Here is a 26,701-nt window from a genome sequence, read left to right on the forward strand (position 1 = left end):
TTTTGAAAAATTGTAATGTTAAAGTTAATGAACAAATTTTTGCTGAAGAAATTCGTTTAATTGATATAAATGGTAATCAAGTTGGTATTGTTTCTTTAGATAATGCATTAAAAATGGCAAGTGAGTTAAATTATGATTTAGTAGAAATTTCTTCAAAAGCAAATCCTCCTGTATGTAAAATAATGAATTATGGGAAGTTTATATTTAATTTAAATAAAAAATATTCTGAATCTAAAAAAAAGCAAAAAAAAGTAAATTTAAAAGAAATTAAATTTAGACCAACAACGGATGAGAGAGATTATTTAATTAAATTACGTAATATAATTAGGTTTTTAAAAGATGGAGACAAAGTAAAAATAACTTTGAAATTTAGAGGAAGGGAATTATCACATCAAGATATTGGTATATCTTTATTGGATCGTTTACAGAAAGACTCTATGGAGTATGGTGTTGTAGAACAAAAAACTAAACGTGAAGGACGTCAATTATTAATAATTTTAGGTCCGAAAAAATAGAGTTAAAAATATGTTATTCATGTTTAGTAAATATAGGAATTATACAAATGATAAAATTAAAATCACATCGTGGTATTAAAAAACGTTTTAAGGTTTTAGGTAATGGTTTAATTAAGTATCGACATGCTAATAGAAATCATATTCTTACTAAGAAATCATCTAAAAGGAAACGTTCTTTGCGTGTATCTGATAAGTTTTTAAAAAAATGTAATACATATTCGATATTAAAATGTTTATATAAGTCTGGAGGTTAAAGTGCCTAGAGTTAAAAGAGGTATAATATCGAGGAGTCGTCATAAGAAAATTTTAAAAAAAGCAAAAGGGTATTATGGCGCTAGAAGTCGTGTTTTTCGTGTAGCCAAACAAGCTGTGATTAGGGCGAATCAATATTCCTATCGAGATCGAAAACAAAAAAAGAGACAGTTTAGATCTTTATGGATTATACGAATTAATGCTAAGGTTAGACAATATGGACTGTCTTATAGTAAGTTTATATATAAATTAAAAAAAATGGGTATTTCATTAAATAGAAAAATATTATCAAATATGGCTATTTATGATCATTCTATTTTTTCAGAATTATTAAAAAAAATTAATTTAATTTAATAATATTAAATTAAATTAATTTTTAATTAATATTACATTTTTAAAGTTAAGTACTTTTTTTATAAAAAAATAATTTTTTATTTTAAAAAAAATAATTGTTTGTTATGAAGGAAAAAGATATTGATATTTTAAAGAAAGAAATTCAAATTGCTATTGATAGAGTTGATAATCTTTCTTTATTGGAAAAAATTCGTATAAAATATTTAGGAAAAAATGGATGTTTAAAAAAAATTATTAAAAATTTATTAAATTTATCTATTGATCAACGTCCTATTATAGGAAATAAAATTAATAAAATAAAAAATGAAATTGAAATTTTATTTTTAAAGAAAAAAAATTTTTTAAAAAAGAAAGAATTATTAGAAAAATTATCAACTGAATATTTAGATATATCTTTATCTGGACGTAATAATCATTGTGGATCTTTTCATCCAATTACTCAAGTAAAGCATATGGTTTATGATTATTTTAGTTATTTTGGATTTGATTTTATAAATGGTCCTGAAATAGAAACAAAATTTTATAATTTTGAGGCGTTAAATATTTCAAATCATCATCCAGCTTGTACTGAACAAGATACTTTTTATATTAATAATAGTGATAAGTTATTAAGAACCCATACAACTACTATACAGATTAGAATGATTGAGAATTGTTTACCTCCATTAAGATTAATATCTTTAGGTAAAGTTTATAGAAAAGATTTTGATCGAACTCATACTCCAATGTTTCATCAGGTGGAAGGTTTATGGATAGACAAATCTATTAATTTATCTAATTTAAAATGGTTATTAGAAGATTTTTTTAATTATTTTTTCAAAAAAAAAATAGTACTTAGATTTAGATCATCTTATTTTCCATTTACTGAACCATCTGCTGAAATGGATATTAGGTGTATAAATTGTTCAGGTGCTGGATGTAAGTTATGTAAATTTATAGGATGGATAGAGGTTCTTGGATGTGGTTTGGTACATCCAAATATATTAAATAATATAAATAGTGCATTTAAAGATTATCAAGGATTAGCATTTGGGATAGGATTGGATAGATTGGCAATGTTATATTTTGGGATTGATGATATAAGGATAATGTTTGAAAATGATTTATCTTTTTTAAGACAATTTGTATAAATAATTCTATTTTATAGTTAGTTTTATTAGTTATATTTGTGAATGTATATTAATTTTTTTATATAAGTATAATGAGAGTAAGTGAATTTTGGTTGCGTGAATGGATTGATTTTTCTATTGATACTAATAAATTAGTAGATATTTTAACTAATATAGGATTAGAAGTTAAATCAGTTTTTCCAGTGTCTAGTGGTGTTTCTGATGTTAAAATCGTAAAAGTTATTGATATAATACGTCATCCAAAAAAAAATGGATTAATTATATGTAAGTTACAAATAGATAAAAATTTTAATATTATACAAGTTGTTTGTAAAATTTCTGAAAAAATTTATATAGGTAGTAAAGTTGCTTGTGCTTTAGTTGGTTCAAAATTATTAAATAAATTTATTATGAAAGAAGATTTAATATTTGGAGAAATTTCTCAAGGAGTTTTATGTACATATAATAATTTAAATTTTTATACTAAAAGTTATGATATTGATGAACTTTTAATTCTAAATGAGACTGCACCTATTGGTGCAGATTTATGTAAATATTTATTGTTAAAAGATAATGTTTTAGATATTACTTTAAATTTTAATCGTACTGACTGTTTTAGTGTATTAGGTATAGCTAGAGAAATATCTTCTTTTATGGGAACTCCTATAAAAAATTTTTTTAGTAATTTATTTGTGAAAAAAGATATTAATGAAAAATTAAATATTTATATAAATGATTTTAAATATTGTCCAATTTACAATGGAAGAATTATACGAGATATTAATTGTTATTCTTATACGCCTGATTGGATAAAAGAACGTTTAAATAGATCTGATATTAAAATTGTTTCTCCAGTAGTAGATATTATTAATTATGTTGTATTGGAAATTGGAATTCCTATTTTTTATTTTGATTTAGATCTGATACATGAAAATAGTATTGTTATTAGATTATCCTATCTTGGAGAGCAGTTTGAATCTTTTGATGGAAAGAAGATAATATTAGATGATAAAACTTTAGTTATGTGTAGTAATAATAAAATTTTAGCATTGCCTGGATTGATACATAATAGTTCTGTTTGTTTTAATAAAAATGTAAAAAATTTATTTTTTAGTAATTTTTTTTTAGATCCGAATTTGATTTTATCAACTTCTAAAAAATATAGTATATATACTGAATATTCTCAAAGATTTTCTCGTGGTATAGATTATAGTTTATTATCTTTATCTTTAGAACGTGTATCAGATCTTTTAAAAAAAATTCTTGGAGGGAGTCTTTCTTCAGTATTTAAAGTTGCTAATGAAAAATTTTTTCCATCTAGAAAAAAAATTTTTTTTAATTTTAATAATTTTAAAAAATTGATAGGTTTTTATTTATCTGAAAATAAAGTGACTAATATATTGCGATTATTAAATATGGTACTTTTAAAAAAGAGTGATATATGTTGGATTATAACTGTTCCTATATATCGTTTTGATATTGAATTAGAAATAGATTTAATTGAAGAAATTGTTAGATATTATGGATATAATAAAATTATTGGAAAAAAGATAGTTTCTTTATTAAAAATTAGTTCAATAGATCCTATTGATCTTTTATCTAAAAAATGTTCTTTATTATTAGTAAATAGAGGGTATAGTGAGGTGATAAATTATAGTTTTGTAGATCCTATTTTGCAAAATGTTTTATTTGACAATAAAAAAATTTTATCATTAGTTAATCCTATGTCTGAAAAATCTTCACATATGAGAATAAGTTTATGGCCTGGTTTAATTATTTCTGTGAAAAATAATATTCTTCGTAAAGAAGAATCGATAAAATTATTTGAAACTGGCATAGTATTTTCTAATAACAATGGATGTTTAAAAGAAAAATTTTGTATTTCTGGTTTATTATTAGGAAAAAGAAATAGCAATTTGTCTTGGAATAAGTATTCAGAAGAAAACTTTGATTTTTATGATATAAAAGGAGATTTAGAATTGATTTTTTCTATTTTAAATATAAAAAATGTTTATTTTGTTTCTTTTGCAAATCAAGCTTTACATCCATGTCAGTCAGTAAAAATTGTTTTTAATTCAGATTGTATTGGATGGTGTGGTAAATTAAATCCATATGTTGCGAATATGTTTTCTTTACCTGATGGAATTATTTTATTTGAGTTATTTTTGGAAAAAATTAAAAAAATTTTTACATTTGAACCAAAGAAATATAAAGAATTTTCAAAATTTCCTAAAATTTCTAGAGATTTATCTTTTTTAGTAGATAAAAATATGGATATTCACAATATAGAAAATATACTTAGTAAATTAGTGAAATTTAGAAATGTAGTATTTTTTGGTGTTTGTGATATTTATGTTGGAAAGTTAATACCTAGTAATAAGAAGAGTATTACTATTTCTTTTGTTTTCCAAAGGTTTGATAGAACAATGACGGATAGTGAAATAAATGATACAATAGATTTTATTGTTAAATTTTTGGAAAAAGAATACTCAATTGTATTAAGATATATTTAAAATAATAAAAATTTAATTTTTATTATTTTAAATATGTAAGAGATTTTTTTTAAATAAAAAATATATTATTTGTATTTAATAAAAATTTTATTTAAAAGTGTTTATGGAGTTTAATATGAAAACATTTAGTTTGAAAAAAAAACAAATTAAACGTAATTGGTATATTATTGATGCTTCTAATAAAATTTTAGGTCGTTTTTTAAGTAGAGTAGTTATTATTTTGATGGGTAAAAATAAATCGGAATATTCTCCGCATTTAGATAATGGAGATTATGTAATCATAGTAAATGCAGAAAAAATATTAGTAACTGGAAAAAAATTTAAAGAGAAAAAATATTATAGACACTCAGGGTATCCTGGAGGGTTGAAAAGTATTTATTTTTTTCAATTAAAAAAGAAGAATCCTGAACATATTATTAGATTAGCTGTAAAAGGAATGTTACCTAAAAATTCTTTGGGAAGGTCTATAATTAAAAAATTAAAAATTTATTTAGGATTAAAACATCCTCATCAGGCTCAAAATCCTAAATATATAGATATTTAAGGAAATCAATAGATATGAATGTTAATAATATTTGTTTTTATGGGACTGGTCGAAGAAAGAGTTCAGTTGCTAGAGTATTTTTATCAATTGGTAGTGGTAAAATTAAGGTGAATAATCGTTCTTTAGAAAATTATTTTGGGGATGTAGCTTGTGTATTAATTTGTCAACCATTAGTAGTTATAGGTTCTATAAATAAATTTGATGTAAATATTAAAGTTTATGGTGGAGGTATTTCTGGACAAGCTGGTGCTATTCGTTTAGGTATAGCACGTGCTTTAGTAAATTATGATGAAAGAAAATTTTTTAATAGTGCTTTATTAGATGATGATCATTTAAGTAAAGAATATTCTATTCAATTTTATAGGAAAAAATTACGATCTAACGGTTTATTAACTCGTGATTCAAGAACAGTTGAGAGAAAAAAATTTGGAATGCATAAAGCTAGAAAATCAACTCAATATTCTAAGCGTTAATGTGTAATACTGTTTTGCTTTTTACATGTTAATAATTAGATATTATTATTTTAATTTTTATTAAAATTATGAAATATTTTTCTGTATATAGAAAAAAAGATTTTTTTTTATACAAAAAAAATATACTAAAAATATTTAATTTAACTAATAGTGATTTAATTGAAAAGATTGCAAAAAATATTTTGTTGAATATTAATCATAGGTATCCTTTTATTAAGAAAGTTGCTATATTTTGTGGGAGTAGTTTTAATGCTACATATGGTTATATGTTAGCAAAATTTGCGTATGAGAGTGGTTATTCTGTTGTAATTTATCAGTGTAATTTATTTAAACCAATATCTTTATTAATTCAAAAATTAATGTTGAATAAATTTAGAATTAATTTTATTTACAAAACAATAGATGATTGCATAGATAGTAATATAGATTTAATTATTGATGCTTTAATTGGAATAGATAATAGTGATAAAGATTTTAGTATAAATATAAAAAAAATGAGTAATATTATTAATAAGATTAATAATAGTTTATTGCCTGTTATATCATTGGATATTCCATCTGGAATAGATGTAGATACTGGTTGTATTTTTCAATGTGGAGCAATAAAGTCTACTTTAACTATAACATTTTTAGCAATCAAATTAGGTTTATTAATTTTAGATGGTCCTGATTATTGTGGAAAAATAATTTGTATTTCATTTCAATCTAATTATATTTATTCAGATGTAAAACCTACGGTTTATTTATTAAATAATTATTTATATAAAGATATAATTTTTTTAAAAAGAAAAAAAAATTCTCATAAAGGTTTGTTTGGACGTGTTTTAATTATTGGTGGTAATTATGGAATGCCAGGATCTGTGTATTTATCTGCTAAAGCTGCATTAAGAGTTGGTGCTGGTTCAGTAATTGTATTTACTAGAAGTGAATATGTAAATCAATTTTCTTTTAACTTACCTGAAGTTATGGTTTATAGTTTTAAAGATATATTACAGTTTATTAAATTAATGAAAAAATCAACAGTTTGCGTAATTGGACCTGGATTGACAGAAGATACATGGACAAGATTTTTATTTAGCAAAGTACTATTATCTAATATAGCTACTGTTGTAGATGCTTCTGCTTTGCAAGTTTTATCAAAATTTAAGAATTGTTATAAAAATAATTGGATTTTAACTCCTCATGTTGGGGAGGCTGCATCTTTATTATCTTGTACAGTTAAGGAAATTCAATCGGATCGATATAAAGCATTAAAAAGAATAAAGGATAAATATGGTGGTGCTATTATCCTTAAAGGATATGATACATTAATTTATACTGATAAAGAAGATATTCCCTATCTTTGTTGTGAAGGAAATCCTGGAATGGCTAGTAGTGGAATGGGTGATGTTTTAAGTGGAGTGTTAGGTGGGTTATTATCTCAGGGTTTATCTATTAGAGATTCTGTTATATTAGGGGTATGGATTCATGGAATATCTGGTTCTCAAGCTGCGTTTATAAATGGTGAACGTGGTTTATTAGCTAGTGATTTAATGTTTTGGTTACAAAAAAATATTAATTTATTTAACAGATAATTTACTTGATTATGAATTACAAATAACAAATACTATAATTTTATTAAATATTTTTTATCTATAAGTGAAAGTTGTAAATAATATTTTTTATTGATGATAAAAATATCATAATAAATATTGTTTATTATTATGTATAATATAAAAATTAAATTATGAAAAAAAAGTATTGTTTTAAAATTTTAAGTAAAAGATGTTTCCGAAATATTGCTAGACAATTGGTTAAAGAATTAAATCCTCCTTTAATTTTAACCTTTAGTGGTAATATAGGTGTAGGGAAAACAACTTTTATTCGGATTTTATTGAATAATATGGGAATTCGAGATAAAGTTATAAGTCCGACATTTTCTATTGTTGAAAGTTATCAAGATTTTATTAAAAACATAAATATTTATCATTTTGATTTTTATCGTATAAATAATATTTGTGAGTTAGACAATATTGAAATTATGGATTATTTATTACAAAATGCTATTTGTTGTATTGAGTGGCCTGAAATTATTTATCCATTTATCAAAAAATATGTTGATCTTAATTTTTTTTTATCATTATATGAATGGGGTAGATTATTGTCTTTACAGTGTTTAAGTAAAAAAGGGAAAATTATAATGTCTAAATTAGGTTTTTATTTATAACATAAATTATTAGTATTTATGTTTAATAAGAAAAAATTGTTTATTTATTTTAAAAAAGTTTTATTTTTTATATTATATATTATAAATTTTATTTTTTTATTATTTATTTTTTGTTTTATTGAAAATATTGATCAATTAATATCTATTAATCTTAAAAAAAAAAAATGTAAAACATTTATATTATTAAAATGTAGTTCATTAGTAATTTGTAATGTGTTTATTTTAAATAAATTGAATAAAGTTGTGATTGATTTAAAAAGTATCATACCATTAGTATTTGATTTAAAAAAAATTTTTGTTAAGAGTTCATTAATTACAAATATGAATATATTTGCAATTAATAATAATACACTACGTTTAGTTTTTATTATTAATAAAATGGTTTCTGTTAAGGTTAAGTTTGTTTCAGATTTTTTTTATTTAAATCAAAAAGTTTTTATTTATTTAGTGAATAAAAACTTTTTTTTTAAAAAAAAAGAAATTATTTATTATATTTCAGATTTTTTTATAAAATATTTTAATATTAGAAATTTATATCGTAATTTAGTAATAGTACTAGATCCTGGACATGGAGGGAAAGATCCTGGAGCTTCTGGATTAGATTCTAGTAAAGAAAAAGATATTACATTAATAATAGCAAAATATCTTAAAGAATTGATAGATAATCAAGTTGGTATGCGTGCATTTTTAACGAGAAAAAAAGATTCTTATATTTCATTAAAAGATAGATTGTTAATTGCTAAAAGATATAATGCTGATTTATTAATTTCTATTCATGTAAATTCTTGTGTAAATAAAAGATCTAATGGTGCTTTAGTTTTTACTTTATTAAATATCAGAAAAGATAGAAAATATCTTAAATATTTATCGATTAATAAAATGTTATTTAGATATAAAAAATATAAATCTTTAAAAATTAATAGTAACAATGTTATGCCAATGTCAATCTATTCTGATTTTTATGAAATTAATACAACGTGGATTAGTTTCAGTATAGCTAAGAGAATATTATATTATCTGAATAATGTAATAAATTTACATAATCCTATGGTAGAACAAGCTAGATTTATGATATTAAAATCTTTGGATATACCGTCTATATTAATAGAAATAGGATTTATATCCAATCCAAAGGAAGAAAAGTTTTTAAAAATTTCTTTTTATCGAATGAAAATTGCTTATGCGATTTTTTCTGGTTTAAGATGTTTTTTTGAAGAAAATATTCCATTTAATAGTAAAATAGCAATGTTGTATAAAATGGGTTATGATTTTGTTAATAAAATTTAATGAATATATAATTTTTAAGATTTTTTAGTATTTTTATTTTGGTAAAAAGTAATTGAAATGCGAAATTTTATTTTAATTAAAATTAATTAATAGTGTTATTAAAAATTTTTTTGAAAAAATGAAATTACCTACAGTTTTTTGTTTAATGGGTCCTACTGCTTCTGGAAAGACTTTTCTTGCTATTTCTTTATATAGAAAATTTCCTTTTGAAATTATTAGTGTTGATTCTGGTATGGTTTATAAAGAAATAAATATTGGAACAAATAAACCAAGTAATAGACTGTTATCTAAGTATCCTCATTATTTAGTTAATATTTTAAATCCTTATGAATATTATTCAGTTGCAAAATTTTATAATGATGTATTGTTGTGTATAGAGAATATTTTAGGAAAAAATAAAATTCCTTTATTAGTAGGTGGTGCTATGATGTATTTTAATGTTTTGCAAAATGGATTATGTTATTCACCAGATTGTAGTGATTCAGTACGAATATATGTTTTGTGTAAAGCAAAAAAATATGGATGGAATTATTTATATGAAAAATTAAAAAATATTGATCCTTTATTTGCTTCTAAAATTTGTTCTAATGATAAAAAACGTATTCAGAGAGGTCTTGAAGTATATTATTTTACTGGAAAACCTTTATCTTATTTTTTTTTAAAAAAAAGTGATGTTAAATATAATTTTATAAATTTAATTTTATATCCAGAGAATCGGTTTTGGTTGTATAAAAGAATTTCTGTACGTTTTTTAAAAATGTTATCTAAAAATTTAGTTGGAGAAGTAAATGAATTAATTGTAAAATGGAAGTTATCTTTATCATCTCCTGTTATGAAGCTTATAGGTTACAGACAAGTAATTGAATATTTATTGGGATATTATAGTTATAAAAGTATGTGTAATAAAGGAATCAGATTTACTTGTCGATTAGCAAAGAAACAGTTAACTTGGTTGAGGCATTGGAGTAAAAATAGTTATTTTTTTTATTGCGATAAAAGTGATATTTATACTCTTCTTATGAAGACAATACAAGACTTATTATTTAAATATAATTTTTTATATTAAAGGTAAATAAAAAATGTATAAAAATAATGATTTTTTATTAGGTAAAAAAAAAAGATTTTTTAAAAATAAAAAAGAATATCTAATATCTAAAATTGATTTACCATTAAGTTGTCCTAATGATAGGATTAAAAATAAAGATAGTTTTCATCCAAAAGTTTATTTATCTATAAAAAAAATGGGTATGGTAATTTGTCCTTATTGTAGAACAAAATTTATTTATATGTAATAAATTTTGTGCTTATTTTTTTTAATATTATATATATTTTGTTCTATATTAAAATTGATATAAATAAATATTTTATTAAATAAAATGTAAAGACTTATTTATGAATAGTGTAATTTTTATTTTTGTATCCCCATCCTAGTTTAATTTTTAAACTTTTATAATATTGATAATTATTTGGATGTAGTATTCTAAGTTTTTTATTACTATTTTTAATAGATATATATTGACCAGGTTTAATTAATGTATATTTTTGTCCGTCACAACTAATAAGAATTGTATTTTTGTTGCGTTTATTAATTTTTATATTTATTTTTGATTTTTGATCAATTATTAAAGGTCGAGAATTTAAATTATGTGAGGATATAGGTGTTAATATAATTGCATGAAGTTTTGGATGAACAATAGGTCCTCCAGCTGATAAAGAATAGGCTGTTGATCCGGTTGGAGTAGCTAGAATTATTCCATCTGAACAATAGTGATTAACGAAGTATTTATTAATATAAATATCGAATTCAATAAGATATGTTTTTATTCCTTTACTTAATACAATATCGTTTAGTGCATCTTTTTGATAATATATTTTTTTTCCATTATAAATAGATAAATGAAGTAATGATCTAATTTCTTCTTGATAATTTCCAGAGAAAATGGAATTTAAATTTTTTTTTAAATTATTTGGGGATATGTCTGTTAAAAATCCTAAATTTCCTTGGTTAATCCCTATAATTGGTATATTAGCTTGAATAGCTATTTGTGCAGCAGATAATAAACTTCCATCTCCTCCTATTACAATAATTAGGTCATATTTTTTTATTAATTTATAATTTGGATTTGTTTTTTTTAATTTAAAAATTTTTGTTATTTTGTAATCTAAAAAATATTTTATATTATTATTTTTTAGATATTCAATTAAGTTATGTAAGCTTTGATTAATATTTTGTTTTTTTTGTTTTTTTCTTATATATATAATAATATGGTTGATTTTTTTCATTAGATTAAGATCCTATATTTTTGTTTGTTGTAAATGATTAGTTAGTGGTTATTATATAGAATTGTGTTAATAAAACTTAGTTTTTATAAAATTTAATAAATTTTGTTAATAAATTATGATTTATTTTTGTAAGTTTTTTTAAGAATTAACATAATTTTACTTTAGTAGTTAAATTAGAATATTTGATAAAATAATAAGTATTGTATAGAGAAGTTTTATTTTAATAATATTTATTAATTTGTAATTTATTTATTTGTATTAAACATGCTATTTTAATTTATATAAGTTATTTTATAGAATTTAATTTTATAAATATAAAAATTTTATTTTTTAGGTTTTATTATTTTTTTGATTGAATAGTTTTAGTGATAAAAATTATTGATTTTTTATTATTTTTTGTATTTTGTGTTGGTTAAGATGATTTATTGTAGTCTATTTTAATTAAGATATTAAATAATATAGAGTAAAATATGCAATTTAGAATTAAATTTAAGGGATTAATATTATTTTTTATGTAGAATTAATTTATTAGATAATTATTATAAAAATAATTAGTAAAATTATTTTTTATTTTTAATATGGTTTTTTAATTATAGATTCGATTTGTTATGAGAAAATATATAAGTTTTTCTAATTTAAATGCTGGTTTTACAGCTGTGATGATTGGTTTTTTTAGTTCTTCTGCTATTGTTTTTCAGTTGCCTTTGGCATTTGGTTTAAGTTTTAAGGAAGCGAGTTCTTGGATTTTTGTTTTAAGTGTAGGAATTTTTTTAACTTGTGTTGGATTTTCTACATATTATAAAATGCCTATTTTAACAGCATGGTCAACTCCAGGTGCTGCTTTTTTAATTACAAATCTTTATTATGGAGTTTCATTAAATGAATTTATTGGTATTTTTATGTTTTGTGGTTTTTTAACAGTTTTATTCGGAATAACAGGTTGGTTTAAAAATATAATTATGCGTATACCTAAGTTTATTGTTTATTCAATGTTGTCTGGAGTTTTATTGCATTTTGGTATAAATTTTTTTAAAGCAATGCAGAGTCAATTTTTATTGGTTCTTTCTATGTATTTTGTTTATTTAATAGGGAAGAAGATATTGAGTGAATATACTATTTTTTTAGTATTATTTATTGGTATTTTAATATCTTTTTTAAAAAAATTATTAATTTTTCATCCTTTATATTTTAATTTAATTAAATTAACTTATATAAAACCAAAATTTTCTTTTTATTCATTAATTAATATTGGTTTGCCTTTATTTTTTATAATGATGATGACTCAAAATCTTCCTGCAATTACCATTATTAATTCTTTTAAATATAATCCTCCAATTTCATCTTTAATTATTTGGATTGGAATTATTACAATTTTTTTAGCTCCTTTTGGTTGTTATTCTATTAATTTATCTACATTTACTGCTCCTATATGTATGGGAAGTGATGCACATAAAGATCCATCTAAACGTTATAAATCAGTTATTTTTGCGGGATTTTTTTTTCTTTTTATAGGATTGATTGGTGGATCTTTGATGTTTTCTGTACTTAGTATATTTCCTAAAGAATTAATTACAGCTATTACTGGTTTATCATTGTTAAGTATTATTAGTAAAAGTTTATATATGTCTTTTAATATTGTTGATCAATACGCTAGAGAAGCATCTCTTGTTACTTTTATTATTATTTTTTCTGGCATTTCTTTTTTAGGAATAAGTTCTATATTTTGTGGGCTAATATTGGGGTTATTTGTTTATTTTTTTAAAAAAAAAGATTTTTTTTTATAAAAAAAGAAATTTTATATAAATGTTATATATGGAGAGATGGCTGAGTGGATTAAAGCGACGGTTTCGAAAATCGTTGAAGAAATTATTGTTTTAATAGATAATTTTTCCCAGGGTTCGAATCCCTGTCTCTCCGATTAACATGTTAAATATATATTTATGTTGAAGAATATATAATAATTTTGTAAGATTTTAAATATGTTTATATCTAGATTTTTTAGTAGATATTTATTTTTTATATTAATAATTTAATTATTATTAAATTTTATAAATTTATTTTTAATAAATAAATTAATCGAAGATTATTGATGCTATTTGTTATAGTTAATTTTGATGGTTATATAGATCGAATAATTTTAAAAATGGTAATTTTATTAAATTATTAATTTGATTTTTTTATCAATATGAGTCATTTTATGTTTCTTAAAATTTTTATTAATACAATATATTTATTAATATTTTTATTATTAGTTAGTTTAGGGTTATTTCAATTTCATAAGGCGAATGAAAAAAGAGAATGTTTTAAAAAAAGTTATTTATTTAATAAAGATAATTATTTAAAAAAATGGACTATTAATATGGATTTTCCTTATAATTTAGAAAAAATTGTTATTAAAGGTAAATATTTACGAAAATTTTTGTATTTAGATAATCAGTATTGTCACCATAATTTTGGATATCGTTTTTTTGTTCCTTTATTATTGTTAAATAGAAGAGTAATATTAGTTGATAATGGTTGGATTAGTTATAGTAATTTTACAATAGAGAGAGAAAAGAGACAAAAATTTTTTTCAATTTCTAATAATTTTCATAATGTTATTGGGTATGCTTATTATCCTATAAAAAATTATTGGTTATTAGGAGAAATTTTAGAAAGACGACATGGGATATTTTTTGTAGAATCGTTAGATTTACAATGGTTAAGTAAATTTTTAAAAAAAAGAGTTTATCCATTTATTTTATTATTAGATTATAAAAAAAAACATAATTGTTTTTATGAAGAAAAAATTGATAATGTAAGTTTTTTTTTGAAGAATTATATTTATGCTTTTCAATGGTTTTTTTTGTCTATGATTTTTATTATTTTTTATTTAAAAAAATAAGTATTTTATTTGTTAAGTAATTTATATGATACATTTATCATATATATTAAATGCAATATAAGAGGTTATTTTGGTTAATAATAATTTTTTTGATATTAAGAATTTTTTAATAAAAATTAAAATAATAAGAATTTTAGTATTTTTTTTATTATTTTTATCTGTAGTAGTAATTTTGTTGGGATCATATACTCGTTTAAGTAATTCAGGTTTAGGTTGCCCAGATTGGCCATTTTGTTATGGAAGTTGGTTTTTTTTAAAAAGTAAGTTAGATTATTTATCTGTATTAGATATTAAAAAGGCAAATATAGAGATTATTCATAGATATATTGCTAGTATTTTAGGATTTTTTATTATTATTTTAGATTTTTTGTTATTTTTTTTTAGATCGTGTTTTGTTAGGTTTCCTTATAAGTTGTTTTTTAGTTTATTATTTTTATTATTATTACAAATAGAATTAGGGAAGTTAACTATTATTTTAAAATTATTTCCAGTAATAGTAGTTGGACATTTAACAGTAGGGATTTTAATTTTTTCATTTTTGTTTTATTTAATATTATCTTTATATCCAAGAGTAGATATAAATTTTTATCCTAAATGGAATATATGGATTAAGATTGGTATATTAATTGTTTTTGTACAAATTATTTTAGGTGGATGGGTTAGTTCAAATTATTCTGGAATGTCTTGTGTTGATTTTCCAAAATGTAATGGTATTTGGATTCCTAAGTTATATTTTTCTTATATTTTTAAAATGTTTCATTTGGTTAATAAAAATTATCAAGGAGGTATTTTTGACATTAGAATTCGTTCTGCTATACAAGAAATGCATCGTTTAGGTGCAGTTTTTACGTTAATTTATTTATTAGTTTTATGTATTAGTTTTATGAGATATGTTGAAGAAAAAAAATTAAAAATTATTATTTTTGCTATTGTATTAATAGTTATTTTTCAATGTATTTTAGGTGTTGTTAATGTAATTTATTTTTTACCATTATGGATTTCTATAATTCATACTTTTATGGCAATTTTATTATTTTCTGTACTAATATTTTTATTATATTTAACGCAAAGGAGAAAATATTATTGTTTATTAAAAGTATAAAATTTTTATTGAAGTTATAAGATATTATTTGGAGTTATATAAGATTCGTATAGTGATATTAATGTTATGGACAGTATTTGTCGGTATGTATTTATTATCTTTAAAATGGATTAAATTATTTGATATTCTGGTATCTGTAATAGGTATTTGGATGTTGTTTATATTCATTTGCAAGTATAAATATTTTAGATAAAAAAATTGATTTGTTAATGAATTGAATAAAAAATAGAGTTATTGTTAAAGGTTATATAACTATTAATAGTACTTGTTATTTTTCAGTTTTTTTGTTAGGTGTTTTAGGTATAATAATATTATATATTTTTGTTAATAAATTAATTGTTATTTTGTCATTTGTTGGACTGATAGGATATGGATGTTTATATACTGTATTTTTAAAATGATTTACTACCTATAATATAGTTTTAGGTGGTTTATTTGGATCTATTCTTATATTACTTGGATGGATAGCTATATTTGTATAGATTTAGGTGTGGTTATTTTAGCTCTTATTATTTTTATGTGGATTCTTCCTTATTTTTGGTCTTTGACAATTTATAAATGTAAAGATTATCAAAATACTGAAATTTTTATATTGTCTGTAACTCATGGAAATATTATTTACTAAATTAAATATTATTTTTTATATGATGTTATTAATAATATTAAGTTTATTACCAATATATTATTGGAATGGGTAGTATTATGTATTTTTTTCTGTGATTTTTTTTAGGTTGTTGTTTTTTATATTTTGTATATAATTTGTGTAGTAAACAATGTTTTATTTTTGCTATATACTTTTATTTTTCTATATGTTATTTAACAGTATTATTTTTAGATTTATTAATTAATCATATTATTTTTTTATGTAAAAGTTTTCTAATTATTAAAATCTAATGAATGTTATTTAATTTTTTGTTTGAAAAAAATTGATTGTTAATATTATCAGAATATATAAAGATATTTTTATAAAATTTTAGATGAAATTTTTTATGAATAGATTTTATGAAATTTTTTTAGGTTTTGATTTTGGGTATAAACGTATAGGTTTAGCAGTTGGACAAAGAGTAACATTTAGTGCAAATCCTTTACCTGCATTACAATCTATTAATGGGATGCCAGATTGGAGTTCCATTGAAAAAATTATTGGAATTTGGAATCCAAATGCTTTAATATTAGGCTTACCAATTTGTACTAATAATAAAGAACAACCTATTACGGTTGCTACTCGTATTTTTGCTAATCAACTGAAAAACAGATTTTTGAAATCAGTTTATTTTATAGATGAACGTTTATCTACTGTTGAGGCGCGTGATAAATTATTTAAAATTGGAGGTTATCGTAAAATTATATCTTCTTCTATTGATAGTTTTTCTGCTTGTATTTTTTTAGAAGATTGGTTAAGAAAATATTAATTTTTTATAAAAATAATATTTTTATAAAAACATATAAAAATTAAGAGATTTTTAAAATGTTTTGTTAAATTTTTAAAGCTTAAAAAGAGAGGATTTATGATGTTTCGTATAAAAAAAACTCGTATCGTTCCATTTAGTTGTGAACAAATGTTTATGTTAGTTAATGATGTTGAAAAATACAATGAATTTTTACCATATTGTTCTAAAAGTTTAGTACATTATCAAAATAATAATGAATTAAAAGCTACATTAGTTATTTCTGTATTAGGACAACAAAGATCATTTACTACATATAATTATTTATTTTTAAATAAAATGATAGTAATTAGTTTAATTAGTGGTCCGTTTAGTTACTTAAGAGGATTTTGGTTTTTTAATAAAAAAAAGAGTATTAATTGTGAGGTATCTTTTATTCTAAATTGTAAAATTGTTGAGAGTAAAATAAAATATTTTCCTATTCAGTTTGTTTTATATAAAATTTCTAATAAGATTGTTGATGCTTTTTATAAAAGAGCTAAGGATTTGTATGTTAAATATTGAATTAGTTTATGTTAATTATGATTTTATATGGTTTCATTTTAAATTGTTTTTGCCATTTCATTCTACAGTTAAAGATGCTTTGTATAAAACAAATATAATTTCTTTATGTCCTGATATTGTTGGAAAAGTTATAGGAATTTTTTCAGAAAAAGTTTCTTTAGAAACATTATTAAATAATGGGGATCGTATTGAAATTTACGAATTTCTTTTAGTTAGTCCAAAAGAAATACGTAGGAATAGGATTAAAAATCGCATTAAATAGTTTTTATATTTTAATATATAAATTCTAGTTAGATTAATCGGGATTGTAAAAATAATATTTTTATGTAAAATATAAAATTGTGATTTCTAGTATAGATTAATTTTCTTTAATAAAATTTTAAATTTAGTTGAATGTTTTTTTATTTATATATTTTAATATATTTATAAAATATAAAATTATTTATTATGTACTTTAAAAATAAAGTAGGTAGTTTTATGGTTTTAAAATATATAGTTAATGTTAATAATATATAAATGTTTTATTAATTAAGATAATTTGTAATTATACTTGATTTTAAAGTTAATATAATTTGATAGTTATTGTTTTTGTAGTTTTTTATATTTTTTAGTTTCATTATTAATAATGAGAAGATTAGAAATAAAGAAAATTTTTATTGATTATTTTTATAAAAATAATCATCATATTGTTGATTCGACTTCTCTTATTCCTTCTGATGATTCTACGTTGTTATTTGTTAATTCTGGTATGGTTCAATTTAAAAATATTTTTCTTGGTTTGGAAGATCCTATTGTTCATAATGTTGCCAGCATTCAACGTTGTATGCGTGTCAGTGGAAAGCATAATGATTTTGAGAGTATTGGATATACAAAAAGACATCATACATTTTTTGAAATGTTAGGTAATTTTAGTTTTGGTGGTTATTTTAAGTATGAAGCTATTTATTATGCTTGGGATTTTTTATTAAATTTTTTAAATTTATCAGAAGATAAGTTGTGGATTACTGTTTATGAAAAAGATAAAGAGACTGAAGATATTTGGTTAAATAAAATAAAGATATCAAGTAATAGATTAATACGAAGAGGTAAAGATAGTAATTTTTGGTCTATGGGAGATGTCGGTCCTTGTGGGCCTTGTACTGAAATTTTTTATGATAATGAAAATTCTAGTAATACTTTTAATTTTAACGATTTTTATAATGGAGATCGTTATATAGAGATTTGGAATATTGTATTTATGCAATTTAATAAAGATAAATATGGGAAATTAAGTCTTTTATCACGATTTTCTGTAGATACAGGAATGGGTTTAGAACGAATTACTTCTGTAATGCAAGGTGTGAAAGATAATTATGATATTGATTTGTTTAAATATATTATTAATAGAATAAAAAAATTAGGAATTATAGATAGTGATAAAAAAAATGTTTGTTTAAAAATAATTTCTGATCATATAAGATCATCTTCTTTTTTGGTTATGGATGGAGTATTGCCAGAAAATGTAGGTAGAGGATACATATTGCGTCGTATTATTAGAAGGGCAGTTAGGTATGGGAATAAATTAGGTTTGATTTCTCCTTTTTTTTATAAATTAGTAGATTCTTTAGTATTTTTAATGGGGACTGAATATCCAGAATTATTGAATTCCAAAGAAAAGATAAAAGAAATTTTAATGCAAGAAGAGTTACGTTTTAATCGCACTTTAAATAAAGGAATTATTTTTTTAAAAAAAGAAATGAATTTTTCAAAAAATAAAGAAATTTCTGGAAATGTAGCATTTAAGTTATATGATACTTATGGTGTTCCGTTGGATTTAATGTTGGATATTGTTAAAGATTATAATTTTTTTGTTAATATTAAAGAATTTAATAAATTAATGAAAAAACAGCAAGAGTTATCGAGAAGTTTTTTGAAACATTCTTTTAATGAAAAAGATAATTTTTTAATTTGTAAGAATTTTTATTCTACTAAGTTTTTTGGATATGATGTTTTTACGATAAAAGCAAAAATTATTGCTATATTTACTGACAGTAAGTTAATTTCTGTTTTAAATAATTATAAAGTTAGAAGTATAATTGTTCTTGATAAAACTGTATTTTTTGCTGAAAGTGGAGGACAGGTAGGTGATTCTGGTCAGATATTGTCTGATGATGGTAGTATTTTTTTTGTAGAAAATACTAAGTTTTTTAAAAGAAATATTTTTCATTATGGATATTTAATAAAAGGAAAGTTCTTTATCAATCAGGAGGTTGTTATTAAAATTGATATTTTTAGACGTTGTGCAATAACTTCTAACCATACTGCAATTCATTTATTATATAGTGTATTAAAGAAAATTCTTGGATTTCATGTACGTCAATGTGGGTCTTTGATAGAGGATAAACGTGCTAGATTCGATTTTTTTCATTTTGAAAAATTATCTTCAGATTCTTTATGTAAAATTGAGGATAGTATAAATAATAAAATTAGATCTAATTATTCAGTATTGATAAAATATAAGCAAAAAAAAGATTGTAAAGACATAGATATTAGTTTTTTTAATAGTCAACGTTATGGTGAAAATATAAGAATTGTATCCATAGGAAAAGATATATCGCAAGAATTTTGTTGTGGTACTCATGTAAAGAATACAGGAAGTATTGGATTATGTAAGATAATTTCTGAAAACAGTATTTCTAGTGGTGTAAGAAGAATAGAAATAATGACTGGTTATTATGCTTTTTCTTGGGCTCGTGATAGGATAGATCAATTACAGATTATTTCAAATTTCTTTAATACAACAACAGAATTTATTGTAAGTAAAGTATTAAATGTTTTAGAAAAAGAAAAAAATATGGAAAAAAAGTTAAATGAATTAAATGGAAAAATAGCTTTATATTTTATAAAAACTTTATTTAAAAATATGAAAGAAATTAATGGAATTAATTTTTTAATTGAGCAAATAAAAAGTGATGTTATAGATAATGTTAAAGTATTAAAGAATACATTGGAGTTAATAAATAGAGAACTTAAAAGTACGATTTTAATTATATTTTTTATAAAAAGAAATAAGCTTAATGTTATATCTAGTATAAGTAAGAATATTATTATGTATTTTCCAAAAATTGTGGATATTGTTAAAATATTATGTGATCGTGGAGGTGGGAATGATTATATTGCTCAAGGAGGTGGAGATGTACCAGATGATTTAGATGTACGAATTAAATCAGTGAAATCTATAATCAGTAAGCATTCAATCAGTGTGATTAATAAATAATTTAGAATTTTATATTTTTTTTCATTTATAAAAATCTATATAAATCTTTTATATATATTATTATAATTTTATGTGTGGCATTGTTATATTTAGCTCAATAGTAGAGCTATTATTATTTATTTGTTTTAGATCAATATTTATTTGATCTTTATTTATATGGATATATTTTGTTATTACACTTAGAATTTCTTTTTCTAATTCTAATAATTTGTTTTTTGTGTTTTGATTAGAATTTTCATGAGAAATAATAATTTTTAATCGTTCTTTTGCAGTTTTCGAAGAAAAATTTTTTTTTTTGAAGAAATTTAATAGATTCATTTTAATATATTCCTATTTTTCCAAATAGACGATATAATATTCCTTTTTTTTTATTTTTGACAAATTTAAATGGTTTGTTTTTTCCGAAAAATCTGTCTACTGTATCTTGATAAGCGATACTTGCATTACTTTTTTTATTTAAAATAATTGGAATTCCTGTGTTAGAAGATTTTAGTATGGTTTTGGATTCTGGTATAATTCCTATGATTGGTATTCCTAGTATTTCTTTTATATCAGAAATTGATAACATTTCTCCTTTTGTTACACGTTTTTGGTCGTATCTTGTTATTAATAAAAATTCTTGTATAGGATTTTTGTTTTCAATTGCTCTTTTAGTTTTACTTGATAATAATCCTAATATTCTATCAGCATCTCGTATAGAAGAGATTTCTGGATTAATGACTACTATTGCATAATCAGAAAAATACATTGCCATTAGAGCTCCTGTTTCTATTCCTGCTGGAGAATCACATATAATATAATCGAATTCATTAGAAAGATCATTTAATACTTTTTCTACTCCGTTAAATGTTAATGATTCTTTATCTTTTGTTTGTGAGGTTGGCAATATAAATAGATTTGCTATTCTTTTATCCTTTATAATAGCTTGGTGAAGTGTAACTTCACCATTAATAACATTGATAAAGTCATATATAACTCTTCTTTCACATCCCATTATAAGATCGAGATTTCTTAATCCAATATCGAAATCAATAACTATAGTTTTATATCCATATAATGCTATTCCTGTAGCTATTGATGCAGATGTGGTAGTTTTACCAACTCCACCTTTTCCTGAGGTAATTACAATTATTTTAGCCAATTTTAGGATTCTATTAAATAAGTAATATGTATTTGTAGTTTTTTAATTGAGTATGATATCATATTATTCTTTATAAGAATATATAATGTTTTATTTTAAATTTTAAAGATAATATTTATTAAGTAAATAGATTTTGGTATTTTTGTGATAAAGAAGGAAAAAGGCTTTATTATGTCAGATTTTAATGTGCAAGCAGAAGCTTTGACTTTTGATGATGTGTTGCTGATTCCAGCATATTCAGATATTTTTCCAAAAGAGGTTATTTTAAAAACTCGATTAACGAATGAGTTATTTTTAAATATACCATTTATTTCTGCTGCAATGGATACAGTTACAGAATCTAAATTGGCCATAGCATTAGCTCAAGAAGGGGGTATTGGAATAATTCATAGAAATATGAGTATTTATTCTCAATCTGAAGAGGTAAAAAAGGTAAAAAAATTTGAAAGTGGAATAGTACGAAATCCTATAGTTGTTAATTCAGATATTACAGTTAAAAAACTATTAGAAGTAATGGATAAATATAATGTTTCAGGTTTTCCTGTAATTGAAAATGGTAAGTTAGTTGGAATCGTTACTAGTAGAGATATTCGTTTTGAAACTAATTTATCATTATTAGTTCAGAATGTTATGACCCCTAAAGAACGATTAGTTACTGTTAATGAAAATGATAGTAGAGAAAAAATTATTGGTCTTTTACATAAAAATCGTATAGAGAAATTATTAGTAGTAAATAATTCTTTTGATTTATGTGGGTTAATTACTGTTAAAGATATACAAAATGCCAAGAGAAATCCTTTTTCTTGTAAGGATAATTCTGGACAATTATGTGTAGGTGCTGCTATTGGTGTCAATCTTAAAGATACTGAAGAGAGAGTTTGTTCCCTAGTGGATTCTGGAGCGGATGTATTGGTTATAGATACAGCTCATGGTCATACAAAGAGAGTTGTAAATATTATAAGATGGATTAAAAAAAATTTTTCTGTACAAGTAGTTGGTGGTAATATTGTTACTCCTGAGGCTGCTGTTACTTTAGTAAAAGCAGGTGTTGATGCAGTGAAAGTTGGAATAGGTCCTGGATCAATTTGTACTACTCGTATTATTACTGGAGTTGGAATGCCACAAATTACTGCTATATTAAATATTTTTAAAAAGTTGAAAGGAGAAGTTCCTATAATAGCTGATGGTGGAATCAGATATTCTGGTGATATATGTAAGGCTTTAGCTGCTGGAGCGGATTCAGTAATGTTAGGAGGAATATTTGCTGGAACTGAAGAATCTGCTGGTAATACTGAATTTTACAGAGGTAGAGCTTATAAAAGTTATAGGGGTATGGGTTCTTTAAGTGTTATGTCTGGAATTATGGGGTGTTCTGATCGTTATTTTTTGGATGATGAAAAAAATTTGGATGATATAGTTCCTGAAGGAATTGAAGGTAGAGTTCCTTATAAAGGTATGTTGCATTCTGTTGTTAGGCAATTAATAGGTGGATTAAAATCTTGTATGGGATATTTAGGTTGTATAAATATAAAGATGTTACATAAAAAATCAAAATTTGTTAAAATTACTAATTCAGGAATGAGAGAATCACATGTTCATGATGTTAATATAGTTAAACAAGCTCCAAATTACCAAATTGATTAAATTTTATGTTAAAAATTAAAAGAAGAAATTCTATAGTAGTTTTTGATTTTGGTTCACAGTATACAAGATTAATTGTTAAGAGAATTCGTGAAATGGGAGTTGTGTGTAATATTTGTTTATATAATGTAGATATTGATTTTTTAAAAAGTTTATCTCCTTGTGGAATTATTTTGTCAGGAGGTCCGTATTCTGTAAATTCTACATCATATATTAAAGTTCCTAAATATTTATTTAATTTAGAAGTACCTATATTAGGTATTTGTTATGGAATGCAAATTATGGTTGCACAATTAGGTGGAAAGATTTGTTCTGTGAATAAATTTGAATCTGGTCATACAGAAGTATTTTTGTTTAAAAACAATAATAGTTTGTTAAAAGATATTTATGATAGAAAAAATAGTGAAAATATTAGAGTTTTGGATGTTTGGATGAGTCATAAAGATCATATTATTACTTTACCAAAGAATTTTGACGTTATTTGTAGTACAAATAATGGAGTAATTGCTGGTATAGCAAATGAAAAAAAATTTTGGTATGGATTGCAATTTCATCCTGAGGTTACACAAACTTTACAAGGAGTAAAGATTTTAGAAAGGTTTGTTATTGATATTTGTAGTGCAGATGTTTTTTTTATGAAAACAAATATTATAGATAAGATTATTTTTGATATTAAAGATAAGGTTAAAAATGATAAAGTACTGTTAGCTGTGTCTGGTGGTTTAGATTCTATGGTAGTAGCTAAATTACTTTTTATGGCAATAAAAAATAATTTAATTTGTATATTTATTGATACTGGATTATTAGATTATAATTTTATTCGAAGAATAATAGATGATTTTATGAAAGATACTGGGATAAATATTATTAAAATAAATGCTGAAGATAAATTTTTAGATGCTTTAAGTGGGATTGTTTCTCCAGAAAAAAAAAGGGAAATTATAGGTTCTGTTTTTGCTGAAATATTTGTTGATAGTGCAAAAAGATTTTCTGATATTAATTGGTTAGCTCAAGGTACTATTTGTTCTGATGTTATTGAATCGTCATTAATTAATGATTTTAGCGATTTTTCTTTTAAAATTAAAACACATCATAATGTTGGTGGATTACCTAATGATTTTAGGTTAAATTTAATAGAGCCTATTAGAGATTTATTTAAGGATGAAGTGAAAGATATAGCTTTAAAATTAGGATTATCTTGTGATATAGTTTATAAACATCCTTTTCCAGGTCCTGGATTTGGAATTCGTATTATAGGAGAAGTTAAAAAAAGATATATTAATATTTTAAAAAAATCTGATGAGATTTATATTGAAGAATTAAAAAGATACGATCTTTATCGTACAGTGGATCAAGCGTTTTCTATTTTTCTTCCAATTAAGACTGTTGGTGTTATTGGAGATAATAGATTATATGAGTATGTTATTTGTTTAAGAGCTATAAAGAGTATGGATTTTATGACAGCTAGAATTGTAAAGTTACCTTGGGATTTTTTAGAAAATGTTTCTAATAAAATTATTAATGAAGTTGAAGAAGTATCTAGAGTGGTTTATGATATTTCTGGAAAACCTCCATCAACTATAGAATGGGAATAGTGTATCGTACAAGTGATCTTTTTTGGATGAAGAAAGCATATAATTTTGCATTGATTGCAAAAGATGAGGGTGAAGTTCCAGTTGGCTCTGTAATAACTACATCAGAACAAACATTGGTTGGTTATGGTTGGAATCAAGTTTTACAGAAGTGTGATCCTTGTGCACATGCTGAAATAAATGCAATTCGTTTAGCTGCTTTAAATTTAAAAAAATTTAAGTTATTGGATACTATGATTTATTCTACTTTAGAACCTTGTTATATGTGTGCTGGAGCAATAATTCAATCTCGAATAGGAAGAATAATTTTTTCATTAAGAAATATTAGAAATGGTGCTTGTGGTTCAATATGTAATTTATTCAATAATAATTTATTAAATTATAGAGTAAAAATTGATGAGGGGATTTTAGAGTCAGAATGTTCAAAGTTGTTAGATGATTTTTTTGATAAATGTAGAAAATCATAATCTAATATAAATTAGAAAAATATTAATCTTTAAAGTTTATATTAATTTACTATTTTATGAAATAATAATAAATTTTTAAATAAAATCTATTGATTTATCAATAGTGTTATAATATTTTTTTATGATTTCTTTTTCTTTTTTTCGTAAGGTTAAAATTTCAAATCCATTATCAGTTACTAAAATTGTATGTTCCCATTGAGCTGATAAACTATTATCTTTTGTTACAACAGTCCATTGGTCTTTAAGTATTTTTGTATCAGGTTTTCCTGCATTAATCATTGGTTCTATTGTAAAAGTCATTCCTTTTTTTAATATTTCTTTTGTTCCTGGTACTCCATAATGTAAGATTTGAGGTTGTTCATGAAAATATTTTCCAATTCCATGACCGCAGTATTCTTTCACAATGGAATATTGATATTTTTCAGCATGTTTTTGTATTGCGTATCCTATATTTCCTAAATGTACATTAGGTTTAACTTGACAGATACCAATTAATAGGCATTCATATGAAGTTTGTACAATATTTTTTGCTTTTTCGGAAGTTGTACCTATTAAAAACATTTTACTGGTATCAGCGTGATATCCATTTTTAATAATAGCAATATCAATATTAATAATATCTCCATTTTTTAATACTTTATTGTTTGGTATTCCGTGACATACAACATTATTTATAGATGTACAAATAGATTTTGGAAATCCAAAATATCCCAATGGAGCTGGAATAGCTTTTTGTGTATTTACTATATAATTATGACATAAATTGTTAATTTCATTTGTGGTTACTCCTTCTTTTATGTATGGTTCTATCATGTCTAATACGGAAGCTGCTATTTTTCCAGCAATTCGCATTTTTTGAATTTCTTGATTATTTTTGATATTTATTTTCATTAATATAATTTCCTTTAGTAATAAAATATATATTTTACATTTTATAATATTAAAATATGTATAATAGTAGAATTTATTTTAAAAATATAATTTTTTTAAAAAAAAATATTAAGTTTATTGTTTAATTTTTAAAATTTAATATTAAATTTTATATTCTGTTATGAAAAATGATAATATTATTAGTAAAATATAAGTTGAGATTTATTTTTTTTATCAGGTAAAGAAAAATTTATATTTGT

Annotated in this window: 27 protein-coding genes and 1 tRNA gene; 24 read left to right on the forward strand and 4 right to left on the reverse strand. The window is 22.3% G+C overall.

Annotated features, from left to right (window positions below; all coding sequences use genetic code 11):
* Positions 1 to 2: 2 nt before the first annotated feature.
* The 12 genes from infC (at position 3) to CCU22_RS02135 (ending at position 10,545) form a co-directional block, all read left to right on the forward strand.
* Positions 3 to 515 (forward strand): translation initiation factor IF-3, encoded by a 513-nt coding sequence (infC, locus tag CCU22_RS02080; protein WP_233485103.1) that lies wholly within the window; start codon positions 3 to 5, stop codon positions 513 to 515.
* Between the two features lie 47 nt (positions 516 to 562).
* Entirely contained in the window at positions 563 to 769 is a 207-nt protein-coding gene (gene rpmI / locus CCU22_RS02085) for a 50S ribosomal protein L35 (RefSeq protein WP_100114927.1), read from the forward strand.
* Between the two features lies 1 nt (position 770).
* Entirely contained in the window at positions 771 to 1,121 is a 351-nt protein-coding gene (rplT, locus tag CCU22_RS02090; protein WP_100114928.1) for a 50S ribosomal protein L20, read from the forward strand.
* Between the two features lie 104 nt (positions 1,122 to 1,225).
* Positions 1,226 to 2,251 carry a phenylalanine--tRNA ligase subunit alpha gene (pheS, locus tag CCU22_RS02095; RefSeq protein WP_100114929.1) on the forward strand — a complete coding sequence of 342 codons (1,026 nt, stop codon included), beginning with the start codon at positions 1,226 to 1,228 and terminating at the stop codon, positions 2,249 to 2,251.
* Between the two features lie 71 nt (positions 2,252 to 2,322).
* Positions 2,323 to 4,743, forward strand: a complete 2,421-nt coding sequence (gene pheT, locus CCU22_RS02100; protein WP_100114930.1) for a phenylalanine--tRNA ligase subunit beta — start codon at positions 2,323 to 2,325, stop codon at positions 4,741 to 4,743.
* Positions 4,744 to 4,858: 115 nt separating this feature from the next.
* Complete coding sequence (rplM, locus tag CCU22_RS02105) at positions 4,859 to 5,287, forward strand: 50S ribosomal protein L13 (RefSeq protein ID WP_100114931.1); 429 nt, start codon at positions 4,859 to 4,861, stop codon at positions 5,285 to 5,287.
* Positions 5,288 to 5,301: 14 nt separating this feature from the next.
* Positions 5,302 to 5,760, forward strand: coding sequence for a 30S ribosomal protein S9 (rpsI, locus tag CCU22_RS02110; protein WP_100114932.1), 459 nt, complete (start codon positions 5,302 to 5,304; stop codon positions 5,758 to 5,760).
* Positions 5,761 to 5,828: 68 nt separating this feature from the next.
* Positions 5,829 to 7,334, forward strand: coding sequence for an NAD(P)H-hydrate dehydratase (locus tag CCU22_RS02115; protein WP_100114933.1), 1,506 nt, complete (start codon positions 5,829 to 5,831; stop codon positions 7,332 to 7,334).
* 152 nt (positions 7,335 to 7,486) lie between these two features.
* Positions 7,487 to 7,966, forward strand: a complete 480-nt coding sequence (gene tsaE / locus CCU22_RS02120) for a tRNA (adenosine(37)-N6)-threonylcarbamoyltransferase complex ATPase subunit type 1 TsaE (protein ID WP_100114934.1) — start codon at positions 7,487 to 7,489, stop codon at positions 7,964 to 7,966.
* Positions 7,967 to 8,197: 231 nt separating this feature from the next.
* A complete protein-coding gene (locus CCU22_RS02125) occupies positions 8,198 to 9,253 on the forward strand; it encodes an N-acetylmuramoyl-L-alanine amidase family protein (RefSeq protein WP_158521320.1) in 1,056 nt (351 codons plus the stop codon).
* Positions 9,254 to 9,371: 118 nt separating this feature from the next.
* Positions 9,372 to 10,319 (forward strand): tRNA (adenosine(37)-N6)-dimethylallyltransferase MiaA, encoded by a 948-nt coding sequence (gene miaA / locus CCU22_RS02130; protein ID WP_100114936.1) that lies wholly within the window; start codon positions 9,372 to 9,374, stop codon positions 10,317 to 10,319.
* A 13-nt stretch (positions 10,320 to 10,332) separates the two neighbouring features.
* Positions 10,333 to 10,545 (forward strand): zinc-finger domain-containing protein, encoded by a 213-nt coding sequence (locus CCU22_RS02135; RefSeq protein ID WP_100114937.1) that lies wholly within the window; start codon positions 10,333 to 10,335, stop codon positions 10,543 to 10,545.
* Positions 10,546 to 10,639: 94 nt separating this feature from the next.
* Here CCU22_RS02135 and CCU22_RS02140 read toward each other — a convergent pair whose 3' ends face one another.
* The gene (locus tag CCU22_RS02140) at positions 10,640 to 11,536 is read right to left on the reverse strand and encodes an NAD(+) kinase (RefSeq protein WP_100114938.1); all 897 of its coding nucleotides are present in this window, start codon (positions 11,534 to 11,536) and stop codon (positions 10,640 to 10,642) included.
* 608 nt (positions 11,537 to 12,144) lie between these two features.
* Between CCU22_RS02140 and CCU22_RS02145 the strand changes: the two genes are divergently transcribed.
* The 9 genes from CCU22_RS02145 to alaS all read left to right on the forward strand — a co-directional run bounded on the left by CCU22_RS02145 (position 12,145) and on the right by alaS (position 20,730).
* Positions 12,145 to 13,320, forward strand: coding sequence for a benzoate/H(+) symporter BenE family transporter (locus tag CCU22_RS02145; protein ID WP_100114939.1), 1,176 nt, complete (start codon positions 12,145 to 12,147; stop codon positions 13,318 to 13,320).
* A 30-nt stretch (positions 13,321 to 13,350) separates the two neighbouring features.
* Positions 13,351 to 13,453 (forward strand) — tRNA-Ser (locus tag CCU22_RS02590).
* Between the two features lie 280 nt (positions 13,454 to 13,733).
* Positions 13,734 to 14,420 (forward strand): SURF1 family cytochrome oxidase biogenesis protein, encoded by a 687-nt coding sequence (locus tag CCU22_RS02150; RefSeq protein WP_158521321.1) that lies wholly within the window; start codon positions 13,734 to 13,736, stop codon positions 14,418 to 14,420.
* A 70-nt stretch (positions 14,421 to 14,490) separates the two neighbouring features.
* A complete protein-coding gene (locus CCU22_RS02155) occupies positions 14,491 to 15,522 on the forward strand; it encodes a COX15/CtaA family protein (RefSeq protein WP_158521322.1) in 1,032 nt (343 codons plus the stop codon).
* Positions 15,523 to 15,982: 460 nt separating this feature from the next.
* Positions 15,983 to 16,147 (forward strand): hypothetical protein, encoded by a 165-nt coding sequence (locus CCU22_RS02595; protein ID WP_158521323.1) that lies wholly within the window; start codon positions 15,983 to 15,985, stop codon positions 16,145 to 16,147.
* 364 nt (positions 16,148 to 16,511) lie between these two features.
* Positions 16,512 to 16,934, forward strand: coding sequence for a Holliday junction resolvase RuvX (gene ruvX, locus CCU22_RS02160; RefSeq protein ID WP_100115045.1), 423 nt, complete (start codon positions 16,512 to 16,514; stop codon positions 16,932 to 16,934).
* A gap of 99 nt (positions 16,935 to 17,033) precedes the next feature.
* A complete protein-coding gene (locus CCU22_RS02165; protein ID WP_158521324.1) occupies positions 17,034 to 17,474 on the forward strand; it encodes a type II toxin-antitoxin system RatA family toxin in 441 nt (146 codons plus the stop codon).
* Positions 17,461 to 17,736: an RnfH family protein gene (locus tag CCU22_RS02170; protein ID WP_158521325.1), complete on the forward strand. Its 276-nt coding sequence runs from the start codon at positions 17,461 to 17,463 to the stop codon at positions 17,734 to 17,736. Before CCU22_RS02165 ends, CCU22_RS02170 begins: the two co-directional genes overlap by 14 nt.
* A gap of 363 nt (positions 17,737 to 18,099) precedes the next feature.
* Positions 18,100 to 20,730 (forward strand): alanine--tRNA ligase, encoded by a 2,631-nt coding sequence (gene alaS / locus CCU22_RS02175; protein ID WP_100114944.1) that lies wholly within the window; start codon positions 18,100 to 18,102, stop codon positions 20,728 to 20,730.
* Between the two features lie 60 nt (positions 20,731 to 20,790).
* Here alaS and minE read toward each other — a convergent pair whose 3' ends face one another.
* Positions 20,791 to 21,048, reverse strand: coding sequence for a cell division topological specificity factor MinE (gene minE, locus CCU22_RS02180; protein WP_100114945.1), 258 nt, complete (start codon positions 21,046 to 21,048; stop codon positions 20,791 to 20,793).
* Between the two features lies 1 nt (position 21,049).
* Complete coding sequence (gene minD, locus CCU22_RS02185) at positions 21,050 to 21,871, reverse strand: septum site-determining protein MinD (protein ID WP_100114946.1); 822 nt, start codon at positions 21,869 to 21,871, stop codon at positions 21,050 to 21,052.
* Positions 21,872 to 22,042: 171 nt separating this feature from the next.
* Here minD and guaB point away from each other — a divergent pair, with 171 nt between their 5' ends.
* The 3 genes from guaB to tadA are packed head-to-tail and all read left to right on the forward strand — an operon-like array spanning position 22,043 to position 25,571.
* Entirely contained in the window at positions 22,043 to 23,515 is a 1,473-nt protein-coding gene (guaB, locus tag CCU22_RS02190) for an IMP dehydrogenase (protein ID WP_100114947.1), read from the forward strand.
* A 5-nt stretch (positions 23,516 to 23,520) separates the two neighbouring features.
* A complete protein-coding gene (gene guaA / locus CCU22_RS02195) occupies positions 23,521 to 25,107 on the forward strand; it encodes a glutamine-hydrolyzing GMP synthase (RefSeq protein ID WP_100114948.1) in 1,587 nt (528 codons plus the stop codon).
* Positions 25,107 to 25,571, forward strand: coding sequence for a tRNA adenosine(34) deaminase TadA (gene tadA / locus CCU22_RS02200; RefSeq protein WP_406564799.1), 465 nt, complete (start codon positions 25,107 to 25,109; stop codon positions 25,569 to 25,571). Before guaA ends, tadA begins: the two co-directional genes overlap by 1 nt.
* Positions 25,572 to 25,646: 75 nt before the next feature.
* Here tadA and map read toward each other — a convergent pair whose 3' ends face one another.
* A complete protein-coding gene (gene map / locus CCU22_RS02205) occupies positions 25,647 to 26,462 on the reverse strand; it encodes a type I methionyl aminopeptidase (protein WP_100114950.1) in 816 nt (271 codons plus the stop codon).
* Between the last annotated feature and the right edge of the window lie 239 nt (positions 26,463 to 26,701).

It is taken from the genome of Candidatus Legionella polyplacis, from assembly GCF_002776555.1.
GTDB classification, from domain to species: Bacteria; Pseudomonadota; Gammaproteobacteria; order Legionellales; family Legionellaceae; genus Legionella_E; species Legionella_E polyplacis.